This is a genomic window from Paracoccus sp. S3-43, assembly GCF_029027965.1.
In the GTDB taxonomy this organism is placed as follows: Bacteria; Pseudomonadota; Alphaproteobacteria; order Rhodobacterales; family Rhodobacteraceae; genus Paracoccus.
In genome coordinates, this window is record NZ_CP119082.1 from 2,304,699 (window position 1) to 2,329,717 (window position 25,019).

24 protein-coding genes are annotated in these 25,019 nt (G+C 68.2%); 13 read left to right on the forward strand and 11 right to left on the reverse strand.

Annotated features, from left to right (window positions below; genetic code table 11):
- Window positions 1-63: 63 nt before the first annotated feature.
- Window positions 64-2,106: a transketolase gene (tkt, locus tag PXD02_RS12025; protein WP_275104104.1), complete on the forward strand. Its 2,043-nt coding sequence runs from the start codon at window positions 64-66 to the stop codon at window positions 2,104-2,106.
- 252 nt (window positions 2,107-2,358) lie between these two features.
- On the opposite strand, the gene PXD02_RS12030 is transcribed toward tkt, so the two are convergent.
- From PXD02_RS12030 to PXD02_RS12050, 5 genes are read right to left on the reverse strand one after another with little or no spacing between them, the layout of a single operon-like run.
- Window positions 2,359-3,300 carry a sugar-binding transcriptional regulator gene (locus PXD02_RS12030; protein ID WP_275104105.1) on the reverse strand — a complete coding sequence of 314 codons (942 nt, stop codon included), beginning with the start codon at window positions 3,298-3,300 and terminating at the stop codon, window positions 2,359-2,361.
- Window positions 3,300-4,445 (reverse strand): iron-containing alcohol dehydrogenase, encoded by a 1,146-nt coding sequence (locus PXD02_RS12035; protein WP_275104106.1) that lies wholly within the window; start codon window positions 4,443-4,445, stop codon window positions 3,300-3,302. The genes PXD02_RS12030 and PXD02_RS12035 overlap by 1 nt, the downstream gene beginning before the upstream one ends.
- Window positions 4,445-5,377 carry a sugar phosphate isomerase/epimerase family protein gene (locus PXD02_RS12040; RefSeq protein WP_275106418.1) on the reverse strand — a complete coding sequence of 311 codons (933 nt, stop codon included), beginning with the start codon at window positions 5,375-5,377 and terminating at the stop codon, window positions 4,445-4,447. Before PXD02_RS12040 ends, PXD02_RS12035 begins: the two co-directional genes overlap by 1 nt.
- 5 nt (window positions 5,378-5,382) lie before the next feature.
- The gene (locus PXD02_RS12045) at window positions 5,383-6,900 is read right to left on the reverse strand and encodes a glycerol-3-phosphate dehydrogenase (protein ID WP_275104107.1); all 1,518 of its coding nucleotides are present in this window, start codon (window positions 6,898-6,900) and stop codon (window positions 5,383-5,385) included.
- Window positions 6,890-8,464 carry an FGGY-family carbohydrate kinase gene (locus PXD02_RS12050; protein ID WP_275104108.1) on the reverse strand — a complete coding sequence of 525 codons (1,575 nt, stop codon included), beginning with the start codon at window positions 8,462-8,464 and terminating at the stop codon, window positions 6,890-6,892. Before PXD02_RS12050 ends, PXD02_RS12045 begins: the two co-directional genes overlap by 11 nt.
- Before the next feature lie 368 nt (window positions 8,465-8,832).
- Between PXD02_RS12050 and PXD02_RS12055 the strand changes: the two genes are divergently transcribed.
- The 4 genes from PXD02_RS12055 to PXD02_RS12070 all read left to right on the forward strand — a co-directional run bounded on the left by PXD02_RS12055 (window position 8,833) and on the right by PXD02_RS12070 (window position 13,114).
- On the forward strand, window positions 8,833-9,492 hold the full coding sequence (locus PXD02_RS12055) for a DUF2291 family protein (RefSeq protein ID WP_275104109.1): 660 nt from the start codon (window positions 8,833-8,835) through the stop codon (window positions 9,490-9,492).
- Window positions 9,489-11,021: a sugar ABC transporter ATP-binding protein gene (locus PXD02_RS12060; protein WP_275104110.1), complete on the forward strand. Its 1,533-nt coding sequence runs from the start codon at window positions 9,489-9,491 to the stop codon at window positions 11,019-11,021. The genes PXD02_RS12055 and PXD02_RS12060 overlap by 4 nt, the downstream gene beginning before the upstream one ends.
- 21 nt (window positions 11,022-11,042) lie before the next feature.
- Window positions 11,043-12,077 (forward strand): ABC transporter permease, encoded by a 1,035-nt coding sequence (locus PXD02_RS12065; RefSeq protein WP_275104111.1) that lies wholly within the window; start codon window positions 11,043-11,045, stop codon window positions 12,075-12,077.
- A gap of 89 nt (window positions 12,078-12,166) precedes the next feature.
- Window positions 12,167-13,114 carry a D-ribose ABC transporter substrate-binding protein gene (locus PXD02_RS12070; protein ID WP_275104112.1) on the forward strand — a complete coding sequence of 316 codons (948 nt, stop codon included), beginning with the start codon at window positions 12,167-12,169 and terminating at the stop codon, window positions 13,112-13,114.
- A 147-nt stretch (window positions 13,115-13,261) separates the two neighbouring features.
- On the opposite strand, the gene trxB is transcribed toward PXD02_RS12070, so the two are convergent.
- Window positions 13,262-14,284 (reverse strand): thioredoxin-disulfide reductase, encoded by a 1,023-nt coding sequence (gene trxB / locus PXD02_RS12075; protein ID WP_275104113.1) that lies wholly within the window; start codon window positions 14,282-14,284, stop codon window positions 13,262-13,264.
- Window positions 14,285-14,402: 118 nt separating this feature from the next.
- On the opposite strand from trxB, the gene PXD02_RS12080 reads away from it, so the two are divergent.
- Complete coding sequence (locus PXD02_RS12080) at window positions 14,403-14,903, forward strand: Lrp/AsnC family transcriptional regulator (protein WP_089388691.1); 501 nt, start codon at window positions 14,403-14,405, stop codon at window positions 14,901-14,903.
- Between the two features lie 93 nt (window positions 14,904-14,996).
- On the opposite strand, the gene gshB is transcribed toward PXD02_RS12080, so the two are convergent.
- Complete coding sequence (gshB, locus tag PXD02_RS12085; protein ID WP_275104114.1) at window positions 14,997-15,944, reverse strand: glutathione synthase; 948 nt, start codon at window positions 15,942-15,944, stop codon at window positions 14,997-14,999.
- 116 nt (window positions 15,945-16,060) lie between these two features.
- Here gshB and PXD02_RS12090 point away from each other — a divergent pair, with 116 nt between their 5' ends.
- From PXD02_RS12090 to PXD02_RS12110, 5 genes are all read left to right on the forward strand, one after another.
- Window positions 16,061-16,357 carry an alkylphosphonate utilization protein gene (locus PXD02_RS12090; RefSeq protein ID WP_275104115.1) on the forward strand — a complete coding sequence of 99 codons (297 nt, stop codon included), beginning with the start codon at window positions 16,061-16,063 and terminating at the stop codon, window positions 16,355-16,357.
- Window positions 16,358-16,462: 105 nt separating this feature from the next.
- Complete coding sequence (gene fabA, locus PXD02_RS12095; protein ID WP_275104116.1) at window positions 16,463-16,972, forward strand: bifunctional 3-hydroxydecanoyl-ACP dehydratase/trans-2-decenoyl-ACP isomerase; 510 nt, start codon at window positions 16,463-16,465, stop codon at window positions 16,970-16,972.
- Between the two features lie 33 nt (window positions 16,973-17,005).
- Complete coding sequence (fabB, locus tag PXD02_RS12100; RefSeq protein WP_275104117.1) at window positions 17,006-18,235, forward strand: beta-ketoacyl-ACP synthase I; 1,230 nt, start codon at window positions 17,006-17,008, stop codon at window positions 18,233-18,235.
- Between the two features lie 15 nt (window positions 18,236-18,250).
- Entirely contained in the window at window positions 18,251-19,039 is a 789-nt protein-coding gene (locus PXD02_RS12105; RefSeq protein WP_275104118.1) for an enoyl-ACP reductase FabI, read from the forward strand.
- A 101-nt stretch (window positions 19,040-19,140) separates the two neighbouring features.
- Window positions 19,141-19,983 carry an alpha/beta fold hydrolase gene (locus tag PXD02_RS12110; RefSeq protein ID WP_275104119.1) on the forward strand — a complete coding sequence of 281 codons (843 nt, stop codon included), beginning with the start codon at window positions 19,141-19,143 and terminating at the stop codon, window positions 19,981-19,983.
- Here PXD02_RS12110 and PXD02_RS12115 read toward each other — a convergent pair.
- From PXD02_RS12115 to PXD02_RS12130, 4 genes are read right to left on the reverse strand one after another with little or no spacing between them, the layout of a single operon-like run.
- Window positions 19,961-20,461, reverse strand: coding sequence for a phosphatase PAP2 family protein (locus tag PXD02_RS12115; RefSeq protein WP_275104120.1), 501 nt, complete (start codon window positions 20,459-20,461; stop codon window positions 19,961-19,963). The two genes, PXD02_RS12110 and PXD02_RS12115, sit on opposite strands and share 23 nt — an antisense overlap.
- Window positions 20,458-20,868: a c-type cytochrome gene (locus tag PXD02_RS12120; protein WP_275104121.1), complete on the reverse strand. Its 411-nt coding sequence runs from the start codon at window positions 20,866-20,868 to the stop codon at window positions 20,458-20,460. Before PXD02_RS12120 ends, PXD02_RS12115 begins: the two co-directional genes overlap by 4 nt.
- 47 nt (window positions 20,869-20,915) lie before the next feature.
- Window positions 20,916-21,587, reverse strand: coding sequence for an ABC transporter ATP-binding protein (locus PXD02_RS12125; RefSeq protein ID WP_275104122.1), 672 nt, complete (start codon window positions 21,585-21,587; stop codon window positions 20,916-20,918).
- Complete coding sequence (locus PXD02_RS12130) at window positions 21,580-22,881, reverse strand: lipoprotein-releasing ABC transporter permease subunit (protein ID WP_275104123.1); 1,302 nt, start codon at window positions 22,879-22,881, stop codon at window positions 21,580-21,582. The genes PXD02_RS12125 and PXD02_RS12130 overlap by 8 nt, the downstream gene beginning before the upstream one ends.
- A 134-nt stretch (window positions 22,882-23,015) precedes the next feature.
- On the opposite strand from PXD02_RS12130, the gene radA reads away from it, so the two are divergent.
- Window positions 23,016-24,380: a DNA repair protein RadA gene (radA, locus tag PXD02_RS12135; protein WP_275104124.1), complete on the forward strand. Its 1,365-nt coding sequence runs from the start codon at window positions 23,016-23,018 to the stop codon at window positions 24,378-24,380.
- Window positions 24,381-24,422: 42 nt separating this feature from the next.
- Entirely contained in the window at window positions 24,423-25,019 is a 597-nt protein-coding gene (locus PXD02_RS12140) for a CvpA family protein (protein WP_275104125.1), read from the forward strand.

Below are 25,019 nucleotides of genomic sequence, written 5' to 3' on the forward strand. Positions count from 1 at the left end.
GTGATTATTGTTGTGGCGGCGGCCCTTCCGGGGTATTCACCCCTCAAACCGTCGGAGGACCACATGCCCCTAGATTCGCCCAAAGACCCGAAGATCGCCGCCAAGGCGGATCTCGACCCGCAGAACTTCGCGCTGGCCAACTGCATCCGGGCGCTGTCCATCGACGCGGTGAACGCGGCGAATTCGGGCCATCCCGGCGCGCCCATGGGCATGGCGGACGCGGCCACCGTGCTGTTCCGCAACCACCTGAAATTCGACGCGAAAAACCCCGACTGGCCGGACCGCGACCGCTTCGTGCTGTCGAACGGCCATGCCTCGATGCTGCTCTACAGCCTGCTGCACCTGACGGGGTATGAGGACATGACGCTGGAGCAGATCAGGAACTTCCGCCAGTGGGGGTCGATCACGGCGGGCCACCCGGAATACGGCCATGCCAAGGGGATCGAGACCACGACCGGCCCGCTGGGCCAGGGCATCGCCACCGCCGTGGGCATGGCGCTTGCCGAACGGCGGCTGGCGGCCGAGTTCGGCGACGATCTGGTCGATCATCACACCTATGTCTTCGTGGGCGACGGCTGTTTGCAGGAAGGCATCGGGCAAGAGGCGATCAGCCTTGCGGGCCATCTGGGCCTGGGCAAGCTGATCGTGCTCTATGACGACAACAGCATCACCATCGACGGCCCGACCTCGATCAGCTTTTCCGAGGATGTTCCGGCGCGGTTTGTGGCCTGCGGCTGGCATGTGCAATCCTGCGACGGCCATGACGGCAAGGCTCTGGATGCCGCGATTGCAGCGGCCAGGGCCGAGACCGGCAAGCCCTCGCTGATCGCGATGAAGACGGTGATCGGGTTCGGCTCGCCCAACAAGGCGGGCAGCTATGCGGTCCACGGCTCGCCCCTGGGCAAGGACGAGGCCGCGCTGACCAAGGAAGCCATCGGCTGGACGGCCGAGCCTTTCGTGATCCCCGACGACCTGTCCGCCGAATGGCGCGCCATCGGCGCGCGCGGCGCCAGGGATCGCGAAGCCTGGGAAGCGCGGCTTGCCGCGAAGTCCGCCGAGATCCGCGACGAATTCAACCGCCGCCAGTCGGGCACCCTGCCCGAGGGTTACGACGCCGCCGTCAAGGCCGCCCGCGACGCGCTGTTCGCGGACCCGAAGAAGGCCGCGACCCGCAAGGCCAGCCAGATGGCCCTGGAACCGCTGACCGCCGTGCTGCCCGAGATGATCGGCGGATCGGCCGACCTCACCGGATCGAACCTGACCCGCGTCAAGGCCGTGGACAGCCAGTATACGCGGCAGGCGCCGGGCCGCTATATCGGCTATGGCGTGCGCGAATTCGGCATGGCGGCGGCAATGAACGGCATCAACCTGCATGGCGGCTTCATCGCCTATGGCGGGACGTTCCTGGTGTTCTCGGATTACGCCCGCAACGCCGTCCGCCTGTCGGCGCTGATGGGCGTGGGCACGATCTTCGTGATGACCCATGACAGCATCGGGTTGGGCGAGGACGGCCCGACCCACCAGCCGATCGAGCATCTGGCATCCCTGCGCGCCATCCCCGGCCTGACGGTGCTGCGCCCGGCGGATACGGTGGAAACGCTGGAAGCCTGGGACATCGCCATCCGCAACCGCCATGTGCCGTCCCTGCTGGCCCTGTCGCGCCAGGACGTGCCGCAACTGCGGCTGGAGGCGGGCGACGAGAACCTGACCGCGAAGGGCGCCTATGTCATTCGCCAGTTCGGTGCCAGGGACGATGGGGACCGTGATGTGACCCTGATCGCCACCGGCACCGAGGTGCAGCTGGCCGTGCAGGCCGCCGAGGCCTTGCACGGGGGCGGCCTGAACGTCGCCGTCGTGTCGATGCCAAGCTGGGAGCTGTTCGACGCCCAGCCCGAGGAGTATCGCAAGGCCACTCTGGGCGAGGCGCCCCGCATCGCCGTCGAGGCTGCGGGCAAGTTCGGCTGGACCCGCTATGTCGCATCCGAGGACGACGTGATCGGCATGACCGGCTTCGGCGCCTCCGCCCCCATCGACCGGCTCTATCAGGAGTTCGGGATCACCACGGACGCCATCGTCGCGCGGGCCAAGGCGCTGACCGGCAAGTAATCCCGTGCCGTGATGTTCGAACGAACGGCCCGCGTCGCGCGGGCCGTTTTTCGTCGGGCGAAGGCGGGGGCCGGAAGACGGCGGACAGAAGTCGGGGGGCTGTCTGCCCCCCGGTTGCGGCGAGGCCGCAACTCCCCCCGAGGATATTTTCGTGAAGAAGAAGCGCGCGCGTCAGCGCGCCTCGGGCCCAGCGGCAGCGTCCGGGGCGGGCTTTGCCCGGCCCGTCCCCCTCAGCCCGTCCCCCTCCGCTGGTCAACCGGCCAGCGCTTCGGCCGTCGCCTCGTCCGTGATCAGCCCGCGCAACCGTCCGCTGCGCAGCGCGGCGCGGATGGCCTGGACCTTGTCGGCGCCGCCCGCGATCACCACGGTGCGGCTGTCGCCCGGCCCGTCCAGCGAGGCCGACAGCGTGCGCGCCGACAGGGTGGTCTCCAGCACCCGGCCGTCGGCGTCGAAGAAATGGCCCATCATCTCGCCCACGCCGCCGCCCGCGCGGATTTCGTCGATCTCTCGCGGCTCGATCATGCCCGAGGCGACAAGCTGCGCGCCGGGATCGACGGTGCCCATGCCCACGACCTTCAGCCCCGCGCCGTTCGCCAGGTCGACGATCTCGGCCACGCCCGGCTGGGCCAGCAGCACCGCGCGGTCGGATTCGGAATTGGCGAAGAACGGCACCGGCAGGACATAGGCCTGCGCGCCGGTCTTTTCGGCCAGCCGGTGCATCACGTCATGCCGGTTGGCCGAATAATGCCGCGTCAGCCCGCCCAGCAGCGACACGAAATGCGCGCCGTTCGCATCGAAGCGCGGCAGTTGTTCCACCGCCGCCGCCAGGGTGCGGCCATGGCCCAGGCCGATGACGCGGTGTTCGCCGCTTTCGATCTGGCGGCGCAGGAAGCTGGCCCCGGCAAGGCCAAGCGCGCGGAAGGGCGGCCCGTCCTCGCCCAGATCGGGCGCGACCTCGCAGAATTCGAGGCCGTATCGCTGGCACAGCCGGTCTTCCAGCATGGCGCATTCGACGATCTCGCCGTCGACGCTGACCTTGACGACGCCATCGGCCACGGCGCGGGCGATCAGCCGGTGGGCCTTGACGCCGGTCACGCCCAGCCGCTTGGCGACCGCCGCCTGCGTCAGCCCGCCCGCGTAATGCAGCCAGGCCGCGCGGATCGCCAGGCTTTGTTCGGGATCGCCGCGCGCCATCAGCCCGCATCCTCCATGATCCGGCGCAGGTCGCCGGGGGTCAGGGTCGCAGGGTTGGCCTTCATCGAGGAGGAGCTTGCGGCGGCTTTGACGGCCGCGGCCTGCGCCTCGGGACCGATGCCCAGGGCCGACAGGGCGGGCAGGCCCGCGCGGTGGGACCAGTCGGCCAGGACGCGCGCGGCCTCGGCCATCGAGGCGAAGGGCGTGTCGAAGGCCGCGCCGATCCAGCGGGCGACCTGATCGATTCGGTCGATGGCGGCGGGGTCGGTCGCGGCGCGGCGGTTGGCCAGCAGCACGGGCGGCAGCAGCGCCCCGCAGATCGCCCCATGCGGCGCCCCGGTCAGCCCGCCCAGCGGGCCGGCGAGGCCATGGACCGCGCCGAGCCCCGCATTGGCCAGCGCCAGCCCGCCCGACAGCGAGACCCAGGCCATGTCGTCGCGGGCGCCGGCGTCTTCGCCCTCCATCAGCCGCCGGATCGCCGCCAGCCCGCGCGGGATCGCGTCGCGGCACAGCGCGTCGGTCAGGGGGTTGGCGCGGGTGCAGACGAACGGCTCGATCACCTGGGTGATGGCGTCGAGGCCCGAGCCCAGCGTCACCGCGCGGGGACAGCCATCCGTCAGCGCCGGATCGACGATGGCAAGGCGCGGCAGCATCCGGGCGTCGCGCAGGCTGACCTTGCGGCGGTGTTCGGGCACGCCGATCACGGCGTTGCGGGTGACCTCGGCCCCGGTGCCCGCCGTGGTGGGGATGGCGACGAAGGGCAAGGGCGGGTTGTCCAGCGGCAGGCCCCGGCCCACGACCTCAAGATGATCCAGCATCGGGCGGGTGGCGGGACGCAGGGCAGCGATGGCCTTGCCCGCGTCGATCACCGCGCCGCCGCCAAGCGCCACGACCACCTGCGCGCCTTGGGCGGCGGCGATGCCGTCTTCGATGAGCATGGTGTCCGGCTCTCGCGGGACCGACAGACCCGTCACCGCACAGCCCTGCCCGGCCAATTCATCCGCCAGCCAAGCGGCGCGCCCGCCGTCGCGGCCATGGACCAGCAGCACCTGCCGCCCCATCCCCGCCACGCGCGTCGCCGCATGATCCGCCTGCCCCCTGCCGAACAGAATCTCGGTCGCGGTGGCGAAGGCGAAGGGCTGCATCAGACCCTCAGATCCCCGGCGCCGCTGTCGATATGCGGCGCCCAGAAGGCCACGCTTTCGGCGATCTGGGCGATCACCTGGCGATCGTTCGGCTCTCGTTCCTTGAAGGACAGCTCCAGGCAGATCTCGTTGTCGACCGCGCCGCCCTGGGCCAAGGCCGCCAGCAGCGGTTCCGGCTGGATCCGGCCCCTGGCGTTGTATTCGGCGGTGAAGGGGCGGTGGCCCGACTTGTCCATCATCGACTGCTTGATGTGGATGATCGGACTGAACCGCGGCACCGCCCGCGCCCAGGCATAGGGGTCGGTGTCGTCGGGGTTCGGGCTGGTCACGTCGCCATGGTCGATATCGGCCATCATCCACATCGGAACCGCCATGTCCGCCGCCGTCAGCCGGTCCTGCAACTCCATGCAAGCCGCGATGGTTTCACCGAATTCGCGCCCGACGCTCATCGGTTCCCAGAAGACATAGGACAGCCCGGCGGATTTAGCGTGGTCGGCGACCTCGGCCCAGCAGTCGATGGCGGTCTGGATCAGCGATTCGCGCCGGGCCGGGTCGTCATAGTCGTGATAGGTGAAGATCGCGAATTGCGTGCCGACCGAGGTGCCGCCCAGGTCGGCGATGATGTCGGCGAAGGTCTTGAACCAGTCGACATAAAACCGCCGCACGTCGCGGTCGGGATGGCCGAAATGGTTCAGCCGCCCGTAAGGTCCGGTCATGCCGCTGGTCACGCGCACCCCGGTGCGGTCCAGGGCCGCGCCCATCCGGCGGGTCAGCCGGCGGATCACCGGGGCGGGCCAGCCGGGGTTGATGAACTCATGGGTCAGTTGCAGATCGCGGATGCGCAAATCGCGCGCCACCGTGTCGATCAGGTCGTCCGGGTCGGCGAAGCGGTTGACCAGCGGGTTGGTGTTCAGGGACAGCGTCAGGGGCATGGCGGTCACGCAGCCTGGGCCAGATCCGACCCGGCGAACCAGTCGGCGAAGGCATCGCGTTGGGTCGGGGTCAGGTGCAGGTAATGCTTGGTGCGCCGCAGCAGGATGTCTTCCGGCGTCCGCGCCCATTCGCGGGCGACCAGATAGCGAACCTCGGCCTCATAGAGGGTGCCGCCGAAGTGGCGGCCCAGCCCGTCCAAGGTCATCGCGCCCGCCACCACGTCCTTGGTCCGCGCGCCATAAAGACGGGCGTAATGCAGGACCAGCGGGCGCGGCATCCAGGGGTTCAGTTCGCGCTGCAATTCCACGAAGGATTCGAAATCGGCATTGGCGATCTCTCCGCCCGGCAGCGGGGCCTCGCCGGTCCAGTCCGGTCCCATCTTGGGGAAGATGCCGCGCAGGCGGTGCATTCCCCGTTCGGCCAGTTCGCGGAAGGTGGTGATCTTGCCGCCGAAGATGTTCAGCAGCGGCGCCCCGCCCGTCTGATCCAGGTCGAAGACGTAATCCCGCGTCACGGCCGAGGGGTTACCCTTGCCGTCGTCGAACAGCGGCCGCACGCCCGAGAAGGAATGCAGCACATCCTCGCGCCGCAGTTTTTCCTTGAAGTATCGGTTCACGGCGGCCAGCAGATAGGCGATCTCGTCCTCCCCCGCCGCCACATCCTCGGCCCGGCCCTCATAGGGGATGTCGGTGGTGCCGATCAGCGCCAGATCGCCTTCATACGGGTTGATGAAGATCACCCGTTTGTCGTGGTTCTGGACCAGATAGGCGTTCGCCCCCGCCCACCATTTCGGCACGATGATGTGGCTGCCCTTGACCAGCCGGACGTTGCGGCTGGAATTGGACCCGGCGACGTTGTTGATCACGTCGCTGACCCACGGCCCCGCGCAGTTCACGACGCAGCGGGCGCGGAAGGTGCGGATCTCTCCGGTCGTCTCGCTGCGGGTCTGGACGGTCCAGGCGCCGTTTTCGCGGCGGGCCGAGATGCAGGGGCTGCGGGTCAGCACCGTCGCGCCCTTTTCCGCCGCGCCAAGGGCGTTCAGGATCACCAGGCGGGAATCGTCCACCCAGCAGTCGCTGTATTCGAAGCCCTTGTGATACTGGTCCAGCAGCGGCGCGCCCTCGGGGTCGCGGCGCAGATCCAGCGTGCGGGTGCCGGGCAGCTTCTTGCGGCCCCCCAGGTTGTCATACAGGAACAGGCCCAGACGGACCAGCCAGGCGGGGCGGTCCTGCGGCGAATGCGGCAGCACGAAGCGCATCGGCCAGATGATATGCGGGGCGGCGGCCATCAGCACCTCGCGTTCGATCAGCGCCTCGCGCACCAGGCGGAATTCGTAATATTCCAGATAGCGCAACCCGCCATGGACCAGCTTGCCCGACCGAGAGGAGGTGCCCTGCGCCAGGTCGTCCTTTTCGCACAAGACCACCTTCAGGCCCCGGCCCGCCGCATCGCGCGCGACGCCCGCGCCGTTGATGCCGCCGCCGATGACGAACAGGTCGATCATGTCGGTGTCATGGCTCATGTCTTTGTCCTTTCAGGGATCGGGCCGCGGCCAGCGCGTTCCAGGCGGGCGGCAGGGCCCGGCGCGACGCGGTGAAGGCAGGAAACAGCGCATCATAGGCGGCGACAAGGGCGGGATCGGGGGATTCGGGGTTCCCCAGCAGCGGCGTGACCCATTCGGCGATGCAGGCGTCCATGTCGGAATAGGCTTCGATGGCGACGGCGGCCATCATCGCGGCACCCGCCGCGCCGGCCTCGTCGCGGTCGGACACGCGGACCGGCGCGTTCAGGCTGGCCGACAGGATCGCGCGCAGCCCCCGCGACCGGGCCGCGCCGCCGGTCAGGCGCAATTCGCCGGGCAGCGGACCCATCGCGGCGTAACAGTCGCGCATCGCCATGCCCAGCCCCTCGGCCACGGCGCGGATCAGGTCGGGATAGCGGTGGCCCGCCGACAGGCCGACAAATCCGCCGCGGGCGTCGGCGTTAACGAACGGCCCGCGCTCGCCCGCGTCCGAGATATAGGGGTGATAGACGATCTGGCCGGGCCGGGACCGGGCCAGCCAGCCCTCGATATGGGCGACCAGATCGCGATGGGTCACGGCATGGCCCATGTCGGACAGCAGCCCCGCCGCCAGACCCAGAACCCAGTCGAGGTTCAGCGTCGCCGCCATGTTGGTCTGGACCTGGGTGACGATGCCGGGGATCGGCAGGCAGATCACATAGCCGGTGCCCTGGTCGTTCAGATGCACCCGGTCGTCGCGCATGGCGCGCAGGTGGACGCCGGTGGATCCCACGGTCGAACAGGCCACGTCGCCCGCCGCCCCGCCATAGACGCCCGCGCCAAGCGCGGTCATCACCATGTCCACATAGCCCAGGGCGACCGGCGTCCCCGCCAGCAGCCCGGTCTGGCGCGCGGCGTCGGGCGTCAGCGGATGTGTGACCTGCGTGCCGTCGATGATCGGCGGCAGCAGGTCGCGGCGATGGGTCAGGCCAAGCGCGGCGATCACCGAATCGTCATATTGGCGGGTGCGGAAATTGCCGAAGGTGAAGCTGGCCTCGGACGGATCGGTGGCGCGCACCCCCGTCAGGTTCAGATACAGCCAGTCCTTGCAATGCAGCGCGACCTCGGCCCGGTCCAGCAGGTCGGTCCGGGTGTCCATATGCGCCATCTGCGCGCCCTGCTGGCAGGTGTTCAGCCCGGTGCCCGTCGCCTCGAACCGGGCGCGGTCGGCCGCGCGCCCCGCCAGCCGCGCCACCGTCGGGGCGGCGCGCGCGTCCAGCCACAGCCAGGCGTCGGACACCGGCCCGTCGCGACCCACCAGCCATGTCCCGTCGCCCTGCGCCGTGACCGACAGCGCCGCCGTGCGGCCCGCCAGCCCGTCCACCTTGGCGCCCAGGCCGCGCAGGGCCGCGGCGCAATCGTCCCAGGTCTGGGCCAGCGACTGCGTGGCCGATCCGTCCGCGCCCGAATGATAGCGGTTCGGCACCGAGGCCGCCGCGACCTGCCGCCCGCCCAGGTCGAAGGCCACCGCCTTGATGACCGAGGTTCCGGCATCGACGCCGATCAGGATGTCACGACCGGCCATGGACAAGGCCCCTGCCAGCCGGGCCGAATGCGTCGGCGTTCATTCCAATTCCTCCTGCGCAGGTCCATCGCAGGACCACGCCCCGTCCAAAATCCATACACGAAAGGACAAGGATCGGGAATGCATTTTTTTGCAGACACCGAAATTATTTTCAGTTAAGGTGTAATGAAGGCGAGGGCGCCCTGAGGAGGCGCCGCTGCCCGGCCTGCCCGTCGCGGTCCCAGGATCGCAGGCAGCGCCGCAGGGAAAGCAGGGGGGGGGAATCGCATATGCAGCACTGGATCCGTGAATGCCCGGCGGCGGGGCGGGTTCCGCGCGGTCCCGGTTCCGCGCCCGCTGATCCGCATCTTTGGCCGAAGGGATCATCCATGACGCAGACCATCACCACCCCCGGGCCCAAGGCCCCCGCATCCTCGCGGCGCGGCCTGCTGATCGGCGTGGCGGCCGCCGTTCTGCTGGTCGGCGGCATCGCGCTTGATACCACAGTGGTCCATATCGGATCGGAATCGGACCTGCGCGCGCAGGCCTTTTCCGCCGACAGCTATGGGCAGGAACAGTTTCCCCGCATCCAGGCCTTCGTGACCGAAAAGGCGGTGGATGCCGCGACCCTGGCGCCCGAGATTCTGGCCGACAAGGACGCGGCGGCGCAGAAATACGGCACGGCGTCGTCCACCGGCGCGATCATGTTCGTGACCCTGACCGGCATCGCGGGCGAGCCGCGATCAGGCGTCTATCCGCTGGCGGTCGAGGGCGTCCCCGAGGAGATCACGGTCCGCGTCCAGACCGGCCCGGCGATCAACGGCACCGACCTGCGCGACGCGCCGGGCGACATCGCCTTCGGCGATTTCAAGAACCAGATCGAATATCAGGACGCCGGGTCCGGCATCAACCGCGCCATGAAGGCCGCCGTGCTGGACGGAATCGACACGGCGGCCCTGACCGGCAGGACCGTGACCGTCACCGGCGCGTTCCGCCTGATCAATCCCAAGAACTGGATGATCACCCCGGTGGAGCTTTCGGTCCAATGAGCGCGCAGACCCAAGGCGCCCCCGACGCGCGACAGGTCGTGCTGGCCGCCCGCAACGTCGCCAAGTCCTATGGCAATGTCCACGCGCTGAAGGGCGTGAACTTCGACATCCATCGCGGCCAGGTGACGACGCTGTTCGGCGAAAACGGTGCGGGCAAGTCGACGCTGATGAAGATCTTGTCGGGCGTGATCCGGCCCACCACCGGCCAGATCATCCTGGACGGCCAGCCGGTCAGCTTCGCCAATGCCAACGAGGCGCGCGACCGGGGGATCTCGATCATCCATCAGGAACTGTCCCTGGCACCGAACCTGTCGGTGCGCGACAACATCTTCATGGGCCGCGAGATCCGTGGCCCGATGGGCGTCGATTTCGCCGAGGAGGAGCGCCAGACTCGCCGGTTGATGGAGGAGCTGGAGGAGGAGATCGACCCCCTGACTCCGGTCGAGGAACTGCGCTTGGGCCAGCAGCAGATCGTGGAGATCGCCCGCGCCCTGTCGGTGGACAGCCGCATCCTGATCATGGACGAACCCACAAGCGCGCTGTCGGCCAGCGAGGTCGAGGTGCTGTTCAAGGTCATCCGTGACCTGACCGCCAAGGGGGTCAGCATCGTCTATATCTCGCATCACCTTGAGGAGGCGCTGACCATCACCGACCACGCGGTGGTGCTGCGCGACGGCACGATGACCGCCTATGCGCCGCGCGATCAGATCGACCTGGACTGGATCGTGCGCAACATGGTGGGCGAGAACTATGACCTGGGCAGCCCGCCCGACAGCGACAAGCAGGGCATCGCCCTGTCGATCCGCAATCTGTCGGTGCCCGACGCGACCGGCAAGGATCTGGTGCGCGACCTGTCGCTGGACCTGCGCGCGGGCGAGATCGTCTGCATCTATGGCCTGATGGGCGCGGGGCGCACGGAACTGCTGGAGACCTGCGCCGGACGGCTGCGCGCCAGCGCCGGAGAGATCGTGCTGGAAGGCCAGGAGATCAGCCACCTGTCCATCGCCGAACGCATCGCGCGCGGCCTGGCGCTCGTCCCCGAGGACCGGCAGCGCGACGGCCTGGTCCAGACGATGAGCGTCGGCCAGAACCTGTCGCTGGCATCCATCCGCGATTTCACGCGCGGGCTGTTCACCAGCACGCGGGCGGAACGCAAGCTGATCCAGGACAGCATCCGCAGCGTCACCGTCAAGACGGCGGGAGGGGCTGCGCCCATCGGGTCGCTGTCGGGGGGCAACCAGCAGAAGGTGGTGATCGGCAAGATGCTGGCCACGAAACCCCGCGTGATCCTGCTGGACGAACCCTCGCGCGGCATCGACATCGGCGCCAAGGCCGAGGTCTTCCGCCTGCTGGCCGAGGGCGCCCGCCAGGGGCTTGCGGTGATCTATTCCACCTCCGAGGTCGGCGAATGCCTGTCCGTCGCCCATCGGATCGTGGTCATGCACAAGGGCCGGATCTCGGCCGAATTCGATTCCACCGTCACCAAGGAAAAGATCATGGCCGCCTCGGGCGAGTCCGTGGCTGCCTGACGGATCGAGGGGAGGAAACCAATGTCTGCCACCACGACCACTGCGCCCAAGTCCGGCGGCTTCAGCCTGGGCCGCCTGCTGCTGGAGGGCCGCGCCTTCTTCGCGCTGATCGCCATCATCGCGGTCTTTTCGATCCTGTCGCCCAACTATTTCACGCTGTCGAACTTCCTGATCATGTCGTCGCAGGTAGCGATCTATGGCATCCTGTCCATCGGGATGCTGCTGGTGATCCTGAACGGCGGCATCGACCTGTCGGTGGGGTCCATCCTGGCGCTGTGCGGCGTCGTGGCGGGGGCGATGATGCAGGGCGTCACGCTGGACTGGGCGGGGGTGATCCTCTATCCGCCGGTCTGGGCGGTGGTGGTGCTGACCATCGCCGTGGGCGCCCTGGTTGGGGCGCTGAACGGGGTGCTGATCGCCGTCTTCAAGGTGCCGCCCTTCGTCGCCACGCTGGGGGTGATGTATGTGGCGCGCGGGGTCGCGCTGCTGATGACCAACGGGCTGACCTACAACAACCTGCGCGGGTCCGAGGCCCTGGGCAATACCGGCTTCAACTGGCTGGGCTTCAACCGGCTGTGGGGTGTGCCGATCAGCGTGATCGTGCTGGCGGTGGTGGCGATCCTGGCCGGGCTGATGCTGTCGCGGTCGGCCTTCGGGCGGTGGCTTTACGCCTCGGGCGGGAACGAGCGCGCGGCGGAACTGTCGGGCGTGCCGGTGCGGCTGGTCAAGATCACCGTCTATACCGTCTCGGGCGCGCTGGCGGCGGTGGCGGGGCTGGTGCTGGCCTCGCAACTGACCTCGGCCGGGCCGACGGCGGGGACCACCTATGAGCTGACCGCCATCGCGGCGGTGGTGATCGGCGGCGCGGCCCTGACCGGCGGGCGCGGCGGGGTGCGCGGCACCATGCTGGGCGCCTTCGTGATCGGCTTTCTGTCGGCGGGCCTGGTGATCATCGGGGTGTCGTCATACTGGCAGACGGTGTTCACCGGCGCGGTGATCGTGCTGGCGGTGCTGATGAATTCGATCCAATACGGGCGCGGCACCCGCAAGGGCTGACGCGCCGGACCTTCCCCGTCCGGGCCACAGGGGGTCCGGGCGGAAAGCCTGCCCGACCGGCAGTGAAACAACCTCAAGGGAGTGACCACATGTTCAAACTGACGCGCCGCGCGCTGCTTGCCGCCGCCGCCTCGCTGCCGCTGATGGCCGCCGCGGCCCAGGCCGAGGGGCTGATCACCATCATCGTCAACGACCCCGCGAACCCCTATTGGTTCGCCGAGGGCGAGGTCGCCCGGAAGACTGCCGAGGATCTGGGCTATACCGCCAATGTCGCGGCCCATCGCGGCGACACCAATACCGAAAGCACCCTGGTCGATACCGCGATCACCAACAAGTCGGTGGCGCTGATCCTGGATCCGGCCAATGCCGACGGATCGGTCGGCGCGGTGCAGAAGGCCGTCGATGCGGGCATCCCGGTCATCCTGATCAACGCCGAGATCAACCAGGAGGGCCTGGCCAAGGCGCAGCTGGTGTCGAACAATGCCCAGGGCGCGGCCCTTGGCGCGCAGGCCTGGGTCGAGGCCGTGGGCGATACCGGCAACTATGTCGAACTGTTCGGCGCCCCGTCGGACAACAACGCCCAGACCCGGTCGAACGGGTTCGAGACGGTGCTGAGCCAGTATCCCGACCTGGTGAAGGCCGGGCAAGAGGTCGCCAACTGGGATCGCACACAGGGCTATCAGAAGATGCAGTCGCTGCTGCAAGCCAATCCCGACATCATCGGCGTGATCTCGGGCAATGATGAAATGGCGCTCGGCGCGATCGCGGCGCTGAAAGAGGCGGGCAAGCTGGACCAGGTGAAGGTCGGCGGCTTCGACGGAACCCCCGACGCGGTGGCGGCGGTGAAGGCCGGAGAGATGCAGTATACCGTGCTGCAACCCGTCGCGGTCTTTGCCGAGGAAGCCGTGCGCCAGGCCGACAACGTCATCAAGAACGGCTCGACCGGTGTCGAGACCGAAAAGCAACTGTTCGACTGCATCCTGGTCAATGCCGACAACGTGGACCAGATGACCGAACCGTTCACGCTGTCGCAGTAAGGATCAAGGAAGACCGAAGCCGGGGCGATGTCCCCGGCTTTCGCTTTTTCAACGGTTTGCCGGACCGATTGCCCATAGGCGCAAGCCGCAGGGCAAGAGGGGTGCGCCAAACCGACCTCCGCAATCCGGCATAGCCGTCGCGCCCAGCTATCCCGCCACGTCCTCGGGCAGCTCGCCGTGGGCCGGGTCGGGCTCGCCCGCCGCGTCATGTTCGGCCAGCCAGTGTTCGGCATCCAGGGCCGCCATGCAGCCCATGCCCGCGCTCGTCACCGCCTGGCGATAGATGTGGTCGGTCAGATCCCCCGCCGCGAAGACGCCGGGGATCGAGGTGCGGGTGCTGCCCGGCTCGACCTTCACATAGCCGCCATTGTGCAGGTCCAGCTGGCCGCGCACCAGATCGCTGGCGGGCGCATGGCCGATGGCCACGAAGATGCCGTCCGCCGGAACCGTGCGGGTGCCGCCGTCCTTGGTCGAGGTCAGGACCGCGCCCGTCACGCCCAGCGGCATGTCCACGCCCTGAACCTCGGTCAGTTCGTGGTCCCAGATCACCTCGACCTTGGGGTTTTTGAACAGGCGCTGTTGCAGGATCTTCTCGGCCCGCAGGCTGTCGCGGCGGTGGACCAGCGTCACCTTGCTGGCGAACCTGGTCAGGAACAAGGCTTCTTCAACGGCGGTGTTGCCGCCGCCGATCACCAGCACCTCGCGGTTGCGATAGAAGAAGCCGTCGCAGGTCGCGCAGGCGCTGACGCCGAAACCCTTGAACTTCTCCTCGGACGGCAGGCCCAGCCAGCGGGCCTGCGCGCCGGTCGCCAGGATCACCGCATCGGCCGTCACGACCCGGCCGCTGTCGCAGGTGGCGCCGAAGGGACGCTGGCGCAGGTTCAGGTGGGTGACCATGTCCACGACGATCTCGGCACCCATGGCGCGGGCGTGCTCCTCCATCCTGACCATCAGGTCCGGGCCCTGGATCTCGGTCTCGCCGGGCCAGTTCTCGACCTCGGTGGTGATGGTCAGCTGGCCGCCGGGCTGCATCCCCTGGATCAGCATCGGCCTCAGCATGGCCCGCGCGGCATAGACGGCGGCGGTATAGCCCGCCGGGCCGGAGCCAACGATCAGAAGTTTCACATGCGTCGTGTCGGTCATCTTGCGTCCCATCCGGTGTTTGTGCATGAGGTAGTCCTTCCCACCCGACTCTGCAACGCAGCACGCGCCCGGAAAGAATGTTGCGCGCCTGTCGCCCCCATTGTAGTTTCCGGCAACGCCAAGAACCCGATAAAGAAAGAACAGCATGGCCGGCGCGAAACTGGACGACATCGACCGCAAGATCCTGGCCGAATTGCAGGCCGACGGCCGGATGACCAATGTCGAGCTTGCCCGCCGCGTCGGCATCTCGGCCCCGCCCTGCCTGCGCCGTGTCCGGGCGCTGGAGGAGACGGGCTTCATCCGCGGCTATCACGCCGACATCGACGCGCGCGAACTGGGCTTCGAGGTGCAGGTCTTCGCCATGGTGCGCCTGGCGTCGCAATCCGAACGCGACCTGTCGGCCTTCGAGGCGCTTGTGCAGGGCTGGCCGCTGGTCCGCGAATGCCACATGCTGAACGGCGAGATCGACTTCATCCTGAAATGCGTCTCGCCCGATTTGTCGAGCTTCCAGCGGTTCCTGACGCAATCGCTGACGGCGGCGCCGAACGTCGCCAGCGTCAAGACCTCGCTGGTGATCCGGGCGGCGAAGGACCAGCCCGGGGTGCCGTTCGAGGTGGTCGAGGAACGGGTGAGGGAGGCGGGGTGAAGCCGGGGGCGCTTCGCCCTGTCGCCGGCTGGTTCTCGAACCAGTGGCGCACCAACCGGCGACCCCCCGAGGATATTTGGACCAAGGCAAAGATCAGGCGGCAGCCACCCGCCCCTCGATCGCCACCCAGATCGCCTCGGCCGCGTTGATCCCGTCGAACCGCTCAAGCTCCTGAATCCCCGTGGGCGAGGTCACGTTGATCTCGGTCAGCCAGCCGTCGATCACGTCGATGCCGGTGAAGATCAGGCCCTTTTCGCGCAAGACCGGGCCGATCCGCTTGCAGATCTCGTATTCGCGGGGGGTCAGGCCGATCTTTTCGGCGCGGCCGCCGACATGCATGTTCGACCGCGCCTCGCCCAGTTGCGGGACGCGGTTGATCGCGCCCACGGGCTCGCCGTCGACCAGGATGATGCGCTTGTCGCCTTGGCTGACGGCGTGGATGTATTTCTGCGCGATCATCGGCTCGCGGCTGATCCCCGAGAACAGTTCCAGCAGCGCCGAGAGGTTGCGGTCCTCGGGGTCGAGGTGGAACACCCCTGCCCCGCCATTGCCGTAAAGGGGCTTGACGATGATGTCGCCGTGGCGTTCGCGGAAGGCGCGGATCGCGGCGGGGTCGCGGGCGATCATGGTGGGCGGCGTCAGGTCGGGGAAATCCAGCACCATCAGCTTTTCGGGGCAGTTCCTGACCCAGAACGGATCGTTGACGACCAGCGTCTTCGGATGCACCCGGTCCAGCAGGTGGGTCGAGGTGACATAGGCCATGTCGAAAGGCGGATCCTGGCGCAGCCAGACCACGTCGAAGTCGGACAGGTCGACCTCGGCCCAGTCGCCGAAGGTGACGTGGTTGCCCTGCTCGCGCCGCAACGTCACCGGGCGGCCGCGCGCGATCACCCGGCCCTCGTCATAGCGCAGTTGATCGACCGTATACTGGAACAGCCTGTGGCCGCGCGCCTGGGCCTCCAGCCCGATGCGGAAGGTGCTGTCGGCGGTGATCGAGACATCCTCGACCGGGTCCATTTGCAGGGCGACATACAGGCTCATGCGGTTCTCCTTGCGGGGGCTGGGATGCTTGTGGCGCGGCGCGGGGCGGGATGCAAGCGTTGCGCCGGGCGCGGCGGCGGCGTAGGGGCGGGGAAACCGCAGCGAAAGGACGGGCGATGGCCGACGAGGATTATGTCTATGACGAGGCGACCGGCGAATGGCGACCGGCATCCGAAATCGCCGCCGAGGCGGCGGCGGGGGCCGTGGTGCGCGACGCGGCGGGCAATGTGCTGACCGATGGCGACCAGGTGGTGCTGGTCAAGGATCTGAAGGTCAAGGGCGCGGGCCAGACGCTGAAGCAGGGCACCGTGATCCGGTCGATCCGGCTGACCGACAATCCCGAGGAAATCGACTGCCGCCACGACACGATCAAGGGCCTGGTGCTGCGGACCGAGTTCGTGCGCAAACGCTGAGTCTGGGCGCGCGGCTTGGACTTGCACCGCCTTCCCGGCGGGTGATAGACGGAACGTCAACTTGGACAGGCCCGGCCGCGTGCCGACACGAAAGGCAAGACCCGCATGGCGATGGAGAAAACCAGCTTCGACAAGGGCGACCTTCTGGCCTGCGCGCGCGGAGAACTGTTCGGCCCCGGCAATGCGCAACTGCCCGAGCCGCCCATGCTGATGATGGACCGCATCACCGACATTTCCGAGGATCGCGGCGAACATGGCAAGGGCCATGTGGTCGCGGAATTCGACATCGCCCCCGACCTGTGGTTCTTCGCCTGCCATTTCCCCGGCAATCCGATCATGCCGGGCTGCCTGGGCCTGGACGGGCTGTGGCAGCTGACCGGATTCAACCTGGGCTGGCGCGGCTGGCAGGGGCGCGGCTATGCCCTGGGCGTGGGCGAGGTCAAGCTGACCGGCATGGTCCGCCCCGACCGCAAGCTGCTGCGCTATCACGTGGATTTCACGAAGGCCGTGCAGACACGGCGCCTGACCATGGGTGTGGCCGATGGCCGCGTCGAGGCGGATGGAGAGACCATCTATCAGGTCAGGGACATGAAGGTCGCGCTGTCATCCAGTTGATGGCGGTCATCTAACCAGAAGGAGGAAGGCCCCATGCGACGCGTCGTCATCACCGGCCTTGGCATCGTCTCGCCCATCGGCAACAACGCCAAGGAAGTGACCGAGAGCCTGAAACAGGGCCGTTCGGGCATCGTCTTTGCCCCCGACTATGCCGAACACGGATTCCGCAGCCAGGTCCACGGGATGCCGCAGATCGTGCTGGAGGATCATATCGACAAGCGCAACCTGCGCTTCATGGGTCCGGGCGCGGCCTATAACTTCATCGCCATGGAACAGGCGATCAAGGATTCGGGGCTTGAGGAAGGCGACGTGTCGAACCCGCGCACCGGCCTGATCATGGGATCGGGGGGGCCGTCGACCAGCAACTTCTTCGAGGCCCACCAGACCGTCATCCAGAAGGGCAGCCCCAAGCGGATGGGGCCGTTCATGGTGACGCGCTGCATGTCCTCGACCAATTCGGCCTGCCTGGCGACGCCCTTCAAGATCAAGGGCGTGAACTATTCCATCACCTCGGCCTGTTCGACCTCGGCGCATTGCATCGGCAACGGGGTGGAGCAGATCCAGATGGGCAAGCAGGACATCGTCTTTGCCGGCGGGGGCGAGGAACTGGACTGGACGCTGTCCTGCCTGTTCGACGCGATGGGCGCCATGTCGTCGAAATACAACGACACGCCGCAGACGGCGTCCCGCCCCTATGACGCGACGCGCGACGGTTTCGTCATCGCGGGCGGCGGCGGCGTCGTGGTGCTGGAAGAGCTGGAACACGCCCTGGCGCGCGGCGCGAAAATCTATGCCGAAGTGACCGGCTATGGCGCGACCAGCGACGGCTATGACATGGTGGCGCCGTCCGGCGAGGGCGGCGAGCGGTCGATGCGGCTGGCGCTCGCCACCCTGCCCGAGGGGCGCAAGGTCAGCTATATCAACGCGCATGGCACCTCGACCCCGGTGGGCGATATCGGCGAGGTCAAGGCGATCCGCCGCATCTGGGGCGAGGGCAACACGCCGCCGATCAGTTCCACCAAGTCGCTGACCGGGCATTCGCTGGGCGCGACCGGCGTGCACGAGGCGATCTATAGCCTGCTGATGTTGCAAAATGACTTCATTGCAGCATCTGCAAATGTGGCTACTCTGGATCCAGAGATCCAGCCGGGCGAGATTGCGACAAGCCGGGTGGACGATGCGGGACTGGATTCCGTGCTGTCGAACAGCTTCGGCTTCGGGGGCACCAACGCCACCCTGCTGATGTCGCGATACAAAGAATAAGAAACGAGGTCATGGATGGGCGATCTTCTGAAGGGCAAGCGCGGGCTTGTGATGGGGGTCGCGAACGACCATTCCATTGCCTGGGGCATCGCGAAGGCGGTGGCGGACCAGGGGGCCGAGCTTGCGTTTTCCTATCAGGGCGAGGCGTTCGGCAAGCGCGTGCAGCCGCTGGCCGCGTCTCTGGGGTCGGATGTCCTGCTGGACGTGGACGTGACCGACGACGCATCGCTGGACGCGGCCTTCGGGGCAATCACCGAACGCTGGGGCAAGCTGGACTTCGTGATCCACGCCATCGCCTTTTCCAGCAAGAACGAACTGACCGGCCGGTTCATGAATACCAGCCGGGCGAATTTCAAGCACAGCCTTGAAACCTCGTGCTATTCGCTGATCGAGGTGGCGCGGCGCGCGCATCCGCTGATGGCGGAAGGCGGGTCGCTGATCACCCTGACCTATGGCGGGTCGAACCGGGTGACGCCCTTCTACAACGTCATGGGCGTGGCCAAGGCGGCGCTGGAATCGACCGTGCGTTACCTGGCGAACGACCTGGGACCGGACGGGATCCGCGTGAACGCGATCAGCCCCGGCCCGATGAAGACGCTGGCCGGCGCGGCCATCGGCGGGGCGCGCAAGACCTTCCGCCATACCGAGGCAAACGCCCCCCTTCGCCGGAACGCGACGCTGGAGGCGATCGGCGGCACCGCCGTCTGGCTGCTGTCGGACTGGGGCGCCTGCACGACCGGAGAGGTGGTGCTGGTGGACGGCGGCTATCACATTCTGGGAATGCCGCAGAGCGAGAATCTGTGAGCAAAGCCGGGGGCCAGCCCGTCGCCCGCCGGTTCTGAAACCGGTGGCGCACCGTCCGGCGGCCCCTGCGGGATATTTCGGCCAAGGCAAAGGGGCGGGCCATGTTCTTCACGGCGAATGACGGGGCGCGGCTGGCCTATTCGGATGAGGGTCGGGGGCTGCCGGTCCTGTGCCTGTCGGGACTGACGCGGAACATGGGCGATTTCGACTATGTCGCGCCGCATCTTTCGGGCGTGCGGCTGATCCGCATGGATTATCGCGGGCGCGGGCAGTCGGATTTCACCGGCGCGGCAAGCTATACCGTGCCGCAGGAGGGCCAGGACGCCCTGGCGCTCATGGACCATCTGGGGATCGAGCGGGCGGCGGTGCTGGGCACGTCGCGCGGCGGGCTGATCGGGCTTCTGCTGGCCGCCCTGGCCCATGACCGGCTGCTGGGGCTGTGCCTGAACGATGTCGGCCCGGTGATCGAACGGACGGGGCTGGAGCGGATCTTCGATTATGTGGGGCGCAACCCGTCCGCGCGGACGCATCAGGCGCTTGCGGACCGGCTGCCCGCGGCGATGCCGGGCTTTGCCGATGTCCCCGAGGGCCGCTGGCTGGAGGATGCGCGGCGGCATTACGAGGAAACGCCGGGCGGGCTGCGGATCCGCTATGACCCGGCCCTGCGCGAGGCCTTCCTGGGGGCCTTCCAGGGCGGGGCGCCGGATCAATGGCCCCTGTGGGACGCCACGGCGGGCCTGCCGGTGGCGCTGATCCGGGGCGCGAATTCCGACCTGCTGTCCGCCGGGGTCGCGGCCGAGATGGTCCGTCGCCGCCCCGACACGATCTTTGCCGAGGTGCCGGGCCGCGCCCATGTCCCCTGGCTGGACGAACCGGACTCGCTGGCCGCGTTCGACGCCTGGCTGGACCGCTGCGGACGGCTCAGAAGCGCATTCCGACGCTGAAGCTGGCGCCCTCGGTCCCGATGCCGAAATCGGCGGCGCCGAACGAAACGCCGATCAGCGCGCCCGTCAGGGCCTGTTGCATCCTGTGTTCACCGGCATGGACCCGGCTGGCCGCCGTCAGGCCCGCCGCGCCGTAAAGCCCGATCCCCGCCGCCCGGTCGTCGGGAAAGCACTTGCCCGCCAGGTCGGCCGCGCCGAAGGCCGCCGACGCGGAATGGCCCGAGGGAAAGCCCCGCCCCTCTCCGTTCGGCCTGACCGAGATCGGCGTGCCGTCCAGCCAGGTCTTCAGGCCCAGCACCATGACGGCTTGCAGGGCGCCCCGGATCGCGAAATCCTCCAGCCGGTCGTCGCGGGCAGCGCAGACGGCGGCGGCCAGCGGCAGGCCGTATTTCATCGCGGTGCCGAAATCCTCGAACGGGTCGGCGGCTGCGGGCTGGGCCAGACTCGCCGCAAGGGCCGCGACGGGCAGGATCTTCAACGCTGCATCGCCTCGACATATTCCATCAGCGCCACCAGCCGCACCGGGGTGGGCGTCAGCACGCCGTCGCCCGCGTCATAGGGGATGGTCGGTCCGTCCAGCAGGTCGCCGAATTCCGGCATCGGCGATTCGCTGCGCCCCGGCGTGAAGCCGTAGATATGGCCCATCACCTGAAGGCGCGGGAAGACGCCGCCGTTCTCGGCGGCCACGCGGGTCAGGTCGACCGGATGCGGCACCATCCCCTCGGCCGCCGGGCCGTCGCCATGGCCGGTGGGGCCGTGGCAATCCACGCAGAGCGTGTTGAAATCATTGCGCGCGCGGGCCTGGTCGGTCGGGGTGGGCGCGCAGGCGGCGATCACGCCCGCCATCGCCAGTCCGGTCAGGGCCGCCCCATATATCGCCTTCATCGCTGCCTCTCTGGTTGCTTTCGGCAAGTTTGCCCCGGCGGGATGCCTCAGGCAACCGCCGCGTTCAGGCCGATCACCCGGTCCATCCGGGCGGCAAGGCCATGGTTGTGGGTGGCGATCAGCGCCGCCAGCCCGGTGTCGCGGACCAGGGCCATCAGCATGTCGAACACCCGGTCGGACGTTTCGGGGTCCAAGTTGCCGGTCGGCTCGTCCGCCAGCAGCAGGCTGGGCGCATTGGCAAGCGCGCGGCAGAAGGCCACCCGCTGCTGTTCGCCCCCCGACAGTTGCGCCGGGCGGTGATCGGCGCGCGCCGACAGGCCGACCCGGCCCAACAGGTCGGCGGCGCGGGCGGCGGCATCGCGGTGGGCCACGCCATTGGCAAGCTGCGGCAGGACGATGTTTTCGGCCGCGCTGAATTCCGGCAGCAGGTGGTGGAACTGATAGACGAAGCCCAGCTCGCGCCGCCGCGCCTCGGTCCGGGGCCTGTCGGGCAGGCCGGTCATGTCGCGCCCGTTCAGGATCACCCGGCCCGCATCGGGCGTGTCCAGCAGCCCGGCGATATGCAGCAGCGTCGATTTCCCCGCCCCCGAGGGCGCGACAAGGGCCACCACCTCGCCCCGCGCCACCGTCAGATCCAGGCCGCGCAGCACCTCGACCGGGGCGGGACCGCCCTTGCCATAGGTCTTGCCGACCGCTTCCAGCCGCAGCACCTCATTCATAGCGCAGCGCCTCGACCGGGTTCATGCGCGCGGCCCGGCGCGCGGGGAAGATGGTGACGACGAAGGACAGCACCAGCGACAGGGCCACCGCGCGGAAGATGTCCCAGGCCCGCAACTCGGCCGGCAGGCGATAGATGCCGCGCACCTCGGGCTGCCAGGCGCCGCCGCCGGTCAGCGCGTTCAGCGCCGCCATGATGCCGTCCACGTTCAGCGCCAGAAGCACCCCCAGGATCACGCCCGCGATGGTGCCGATGATCCCGGTGAAGGCGCCGCAGAGGAAGAACACCCGCAGCACCGCGCCCTCGGTCAGGCCCATGGTGCGCAAAATGCCGATGTCACGGCCCTTGTTCTTGACCAGCATGATCAGGCCGGACGTGATGTTCATCGACGCGATCAGCACCAGCACCGACAGGATCACGAACATCACGTCATCCTCCATGTCCAGCGCCGCCAGGAAACTGCCGGAACTGTCGCGCCAGTTCCAGACCTGCGCCCCCTCGCCCGCCGCCGCCAGCAGAGGCAGGGTCCAGTCGTCCACCTGTTCGGGGTGGGTCACGAAGACCTCGATCTCGTCCGCGACACCCTCTCGGTTGAAATAGGATTGCGCCTCGGCCATCGGCATATAGATGCGGGTGCGGTCGATGTCGTATCGCCCGGCGCTGAAGATATAGGTCACCTCATAGGCCTTGACGCGCGGCGTGGTGCCTATGGCGGTGCGCGCGCCTTCGGGGGCGATCAGGCGGATCCGGTCGCCCAGGCCCACCGCCAGTTCGCGCGCGATGCCCGAGCCGATGGCGATGCCCCGGTCGAAATCCTCAAGACTGCCGACCGAGGTCGCCGGATCCACGATCCGCGGCATTGCCTTGAGATTGTCGAGGCTTATGCCGAAAACCTCGGCCACGTTCGAGCTGTCGTTGGCGGTCGCCATGACCTGTCCGCGCACCACCGGCGCGGTGCGGGTGACGCCCGGAACCTGCGCCAGCCTGGCGGCCATCGCGTCGTAATCGGCCATCCGGCCCGGCACCACATAGACGTCGTCGGTGAAGTCGTTGGTGATCCGCTGCGGCGCCATATAGACGGTCGTATGAGCGTTCGCCCCCAGGATCGTGTCCACGAATTCCGCCCGGAACCCCGCCCGCACCGCCAGCGTGGCGATCAGCGCCATCACCCCCAGGGCGATGCCGATCAGGCTGATCCAGGTCATCACGCTGACGCCCCCTTCCGCCCGGCGGGCGCGCAGGTATCGCCAGGCGATCAGGAACTCGTATCGAGAGAACGGTCGGGGGTTGGCCATCGGGACGCCTTGATTTTGCGCCCGGAACCTGACCGGACGCCGCGCGAAGATCAAGCCGACAAAGGCGTGAGGGGCTTCTTCTTCACTCAAATATCCATCTTGCGACAGGGGCCGCCAGGTGCCACATCGGCCCCATGGCAAAACCCGTCAACGCTTTCACCTGCACCGCCTGCGGCGCCGCGCACAAGAAATGGGCCGGGCGCTGCGATGCCTGCGGCGCCTGGAACACCATCGTCGAGGAGGCGCCCCTGTCCCAGGGTCCGGGCCGTGGCCTCGGCGCCCACAAGGGCCGCGCCGTGCCCCTGTCCAGCCTGCAAACGACCGAGGCCGCGCCGCCCCGCCACCTGGCCGGGATGGACGAGCTGGACCGGGTTCTGGGCGGCGGGCTGGTGCCCGGCAGCGCGGTGCTGGTCGGCGGCGATCCCGGCATCGGCAAGTCCACGCTGCTGTTGCAGGGCGCGGCCGCCTTTGCCCGGCGCGGGCTGAACGCCGTCTATATCAGCGGCGAGGAAGCCAGCGCCCAGGTTCGGATGCGCGCGCAGCGTCTGGGACTGGCCGATGCGCCGGTCCGGCTGGGGGCGGAAACCAACCTGCGCGACATCCTGACCACGCTGGACAATGAACGCCCCGATCTGGCGATCATCGATTCCGTCCAGACGCTGTGGTCCGACCAGGTCGAGGCCGCGCCGGGCAGCGTCGCCCAGGTCCGCGCCGCCGCGCATGAGCTTGTCACCTTCGCCAAGCGCAAGGGCGTGGCGATCTTCCTGGTCGGCCATGTCACCAAGGAAGGCCAGATCGCCGGGCCGCGCGTGGTCGAACACATGGTCGACACGGTGATCTATTTCGAGGGCGAGCGCGGCCACCAGTTCCGCATCCTGCGATCCGTCAAGAACCGCTTCGGCCCGGCGGATGAGATCGGCGTTTTCGAGATGACCGGCGCGGGTCTGGCCGAGGTCGCCAACCCCTCGGCCCTGTTCCTGTCCGAACGCGGCCAGCCGGTTCCCGGCAGCGCCGTCTTCGCCGGGATCGAGGGCACGCGGCCGGTCCTGACCGAGGTGCAGGCGCTTGTGGCGCCTTCGACCCTGGCATCCCCGCGTCGCACGGTCGTCGGCCTCGATTCAGGCCGGGTCAGCACCATCCTGGCGGTGCTGGAGGCGCGCTGCGGCATCCCCTTCGCGGGCCTCGACGTGTTCCTGAACGTCGCGGGCGGGATGCGGGTCAACGAACCGGCCGCCGATCTGGCCATCGCGGGCGCGCTTCTGTCGGCGCGCGAGGACAGCGCCCTGCCCCCGGATGCGGTGCTCTTTGGCGAAATCAGCCTGTCCGGCGCGCTACGTCCCGTCGCGCAGGCGGAAAACAGGTTGAAAGAAGCGCAGAAACTTGGTTTTTCACAGGCGATTTTACCCGACAGCCAGAAGGTCGAGGGTGGGGGCGGCATGGGCACAAGGCGCATCGCCGACCTGACGGGATTTGTGGGCGAGGTCTTCGGCGCCGGCTGAAGTGCTTGACTTGAAACCATAACCGGCGCGAGGGGCAGTTCCATGGACGGTTTCACGATTATCGACGCGGTGGTGGCTGCGGTCATCATCCTTTCGGCCATCCTGGCCTGGTCGCGCGGCTTCGTGCGCGAATCGCTGGCGATCCTGGGCTGGATCGGCGCGGCCATCCTGGCCTTCATCTTCGCCGCCGCCATGCGCCCGCTGATCGCGCAGCTTCCGGTGCTGGACCGTTTCCTGGGCGACAGTTGCGAGCTTGCCACGATCGCCGGTTTCGCCGTGGTCTTCGCCCTGGCGCTTGTGGTGTTTTCCATCATCACGCCGCTGTTTTCCTCGGTGGTGCAGCGGTCCGCGCTTGGCGGGGTCGATCAGGGCATGGGCTTCCTGTTCGGCGTGGCGCGCGGCATCCTGCTGGTCGCCATCGCCTTCATCGTCTATGACCGCGTGATGACAAGCCAGCAGGTCGCGGTCGTGGAAAACAGCCGGTCCGCCCAGGTGTTCGAACGGATGCGCGGGCAGTTGGACAGTCAGGTTCCCGACGACGCGCCGGGCTGGATCGTCAGCCGCTACGAGCAGATGGTGGCGGGCTGCACGGCTGCCTCCACGCCCTCGGCCCAGGAAACCCCGCCTGCCGCGAACTGA